At 70.4% G+C, this 2,783-nt stretch carries 2 protein-coding genes and 1 pseudogene; 2 read left to right on the plus strand and 1 reads right to left on the minus strand.

The window, feature by feature from the left end; all coding sequences use genetic code 11:
- Positions 1-354: 354 nt before the first annotated feature.
- Positions 355-915 carry a Uma2 family endonuclease gene (locus ABT238_RS38665; RefSeq protein WP_350807375.1) on the minus strand — a complete coding sequence of 187 codons (561 nt, stop codon included), beginning with the start codon at positions 913-915 and terminating at the stop codon, positions 355-357.
- A gap of 642 nt (positions 916-1,557) precedes the next feature.
- Here ABT238_RS38665 and ABT238_RS38670 point away from each other — a divergent pair.
- Together ABT238_RS38670 and ABT238_RS38675 are read left to right on the plus strand one after the other, a co-directional pair.
- A complete protein-coding gene (locus ABT238_RS38670; RefSeq protein ID WP_350807378.1) occupies positions 1,558-2,013 on the plus strand; it encodes a hypothetical protein in 456 nt (151 codons plus the stop codon).
- 443 nt (positions 2,014-2,456) lie between these two features.
- Positions 2,457-2,783, plus strand: a pseudogene (locus ABT238_RS38675) (hypothetical protein); the annotation flags it as partial.

Here is a 2,783-nt window from a genome sequence, read left to right on the forward strand (position 1 = left end):
GCTGCCCGTGGCGATGGCCTCGGCCATCGCCTTCGTCTGCCCGTCGATCATCTCGGGGAGACGGTCCGCGGCGACGACGGCCAGCGCGGCCTTCAACGCGGCCGGACTCTGCTCGGGCCGGGGGATCAGCTCGACTCCGTCGTGCACGGGCTGACTCATGGCAACGCTCCCTCTCTCGTCTGCTGCGAGGCTACTCGCTCCGGAACACATGTCCGGCAGCCTCACGCGGCACCGCAGACGGGGGCCGGCCGCGTTTGGCGGGTGGTGTGTAGCGGAACAGGGCACGGCCGCCCGAACCGGGATGGCCGAACGCCTTGACGAAGGTGTCCGGCCATCCGCGGTGCCGCGCGGGGGCTAGCGACGTAGCCGCGCGGGGTCGAGGTCGAGGGGGAACGGGTCGGTGAGCGCGGTGGTCTCGCCGACCTGGACGAGGCGGTCGATGTAGAGGCCGCGTTCGAGGTGGCCGAGGTAGAGGCGTGGGGCGGGGTCGAGTTCGAGGCGCCAGTAGTGGGGGATGCCGGCCGCGGCGTACAGGGACGGCTTCATCTTCTTGTCGGTGACCCGGGTGGAGGGCGAGGCGATCTCGACGGCCACGACGACGTCGTCGGCGCTGAGGGTGGTGCCGGCCTCGGCGGCGGCCGCCGCGTCGGCGACGACCAGGTCCGGGATCAGCAGGCCGTCGGGAACGACCACGTTGACCGCCTCCAGCACCTCGAACGGCGCGCCCGCCGTGTCGATGGCGGGGCTCAGGAGCATGGCGAAGCGGAGGCTGGCGCGCTGGTGCGGGACGCCGGGGCTCGGGCTCATCAGCAGTGCTCCCCCGACGAGCTCGATCCGGTTGCGGGGGTCTTCGGGCAGGGCCAGGACGTCCTCGACGGTCCACGGCCCGCTGTGCTCGGTGACTGCAACGCTCACAGGTCCCTTCCTTTCACCCGGCACCTGCCCTCATTGTCCCCGGCGGGAACGGCGGGCGGTACCGGCTCACGGATTCGTCCGGCGGACCGGCCCCGGCAGGCCGGTCATGATCGGGGTGTCACGCAGCGCCGCTGAGGGTCACCGGCTGGCGGGCCGTGCGCAGCGGGACGGCGTGGCCGCGGGCGACGGCGAGGGCCGCACGGTGGCGTTCGCGCTGTCGGCGGTCCGGCCGGGACGGCTTTGGGGGCCGGCCCGGCCCAGCGCAGCCAGACGACCAGCGCCGTCCCCGCCGCGTCCGGGAACTGAACCTTGATCGCCCATGGCCATGGTCATGGCTCATCGTCCGCCTAACGGACCGCCTTACATCGCAACTCGAGCACGAACTTCTCTCATGCCCGACCAAGGTAATCAATGAGCGCTAGCATGACGCGAGACGCCAGGCCCTGCTTCCGGGAGCACCTTTAGCCCGAACGTTATCGGCAGGGATTCCCGCGGAAAGCCCCTCGCCAAGATCAAGGTCGCAGTGAAGGCCGTCAAGGGGAAGCGCACGGCTCGAACTGCCTACCCTTTCTAAAACTGCGGCGATAGGTTTCAGGGGCCCCGTTGCGCGGGGCCCCTGAAACCTATCTGGTGGGGTTACCGATGATTTTTCTGGACTTTTCGACCGAAAGCATCAAGGGTTTTGGCTACGGAGGCAGGGGCAAGGGCTTGGACTTCCGCAACGCAGACCTCTACGACCTGACCTATGAAGCCTTTTGGGGCGACATTGAATTTAGGGTCGGCGATGCAGATTTCAGCGGGCCGGGCCCCGTGCTCGATATGGCAATTGGTCTCTTCAGTGCGTCCTTGGAACTGGCAAAGAAGAAGAGTCACCTGTATTCTGCGGCCGAAGGTGCCGGTTATTATCGGTTCGACCGCAAGGGAGACGATGTAAGGATCAGGCTTGAGCGAATGGGCTCCGGGGTCGTTTCCTATGAAGAATTTTCCAGTGCTGCCAGGGGATTCCTCGAGCTGGTTCTGAAAGAGCTCCCTCGGAAGTATCCAGGACTGTCGGAGAATCCGGAGATATCCAAGCTGAAGGGCCGCCTCAAGCAGTGATCCGCCCGGGGCGGTTCGACAGGAGGGCCGCTCGGCGCATGCCCGAGCGGCCCTCCTGTCACAGAGCGCGACGGCCTGTCGGATCCACAGCCCGAAGCGGCTCGGGTCGCGCAGGCCTCCGCCGGCGGCGCCGAGGGTCCAGCCGTGGGCGACGACCAGGGCGAGGAACACCTCCGCGAGGAGCTCCGGCTCGCGCGGGCCACGGCGCACGGTGATGGACGGCCGGGCCGCGCGGGCGGCGCGCAGCGCGGTGCGGTGCGGGCGAGATCGGCACCGGTGGTCGGGGTCGGAGTCATCGGGCGTTCACCGTCTCGCGGACCGGGGCGGCGGCGGTCGAGCGGAGCTGGCTGGCGCGCTCGCGCAGCGCGCGTACGGTCTCCAGGCGCTCGAGGAGCAGGTACCGGGCGGGGGCGGCGCGGGCCTGCTCGGCGGCCGCCAGCGCGGTGTCGTGGGCGAGGTCGGCTTCGGGTGTCGGCCAGCGGCGTACGGGCCAGCCGCGCGAGCGCGTCGGCGCGGTAGGTGTCGACGGCGTCCCGGGCGGCCTGCAGGTCGGATCCGAGGGCGTCCTCGCGGTCGGCGCCGGCGGGGCGTGCGGCGGCCATCTCCGCGCGCAGATCGGCCTCGGTGCGGCGGGCGGTCGCGTTGACGTCGCGGTGGTCGGCGAGATCGGCGCAGGCGGCGAGGGCCAGGTCCACGCACTCGCCTGGAGCGCACGGCCCGCCCGCGTGCCCGGTGCCGCAGTCCTCGCACGGCAGCGCGCGGCGCGCCGT

The organism is Kitasatospora sp. NPDC001527, assembly GCF_040298605.1.
Lineage (GTDB): Bacteria > Actinomycetota > Actinomycetes > Streptomycetales > Streptomycetaceae > Kitasatospora.

Bases quoted from the DNA above. Each gene is read 5' to 3' on its own strand.
- ABT238_RS38670 (WP_350807378.1), top strand. From the start codon at position 1,558: ATGATTTTTCTGGACTTTTCGACCGAAAGCATCAAGGGTTTTGGCTAC.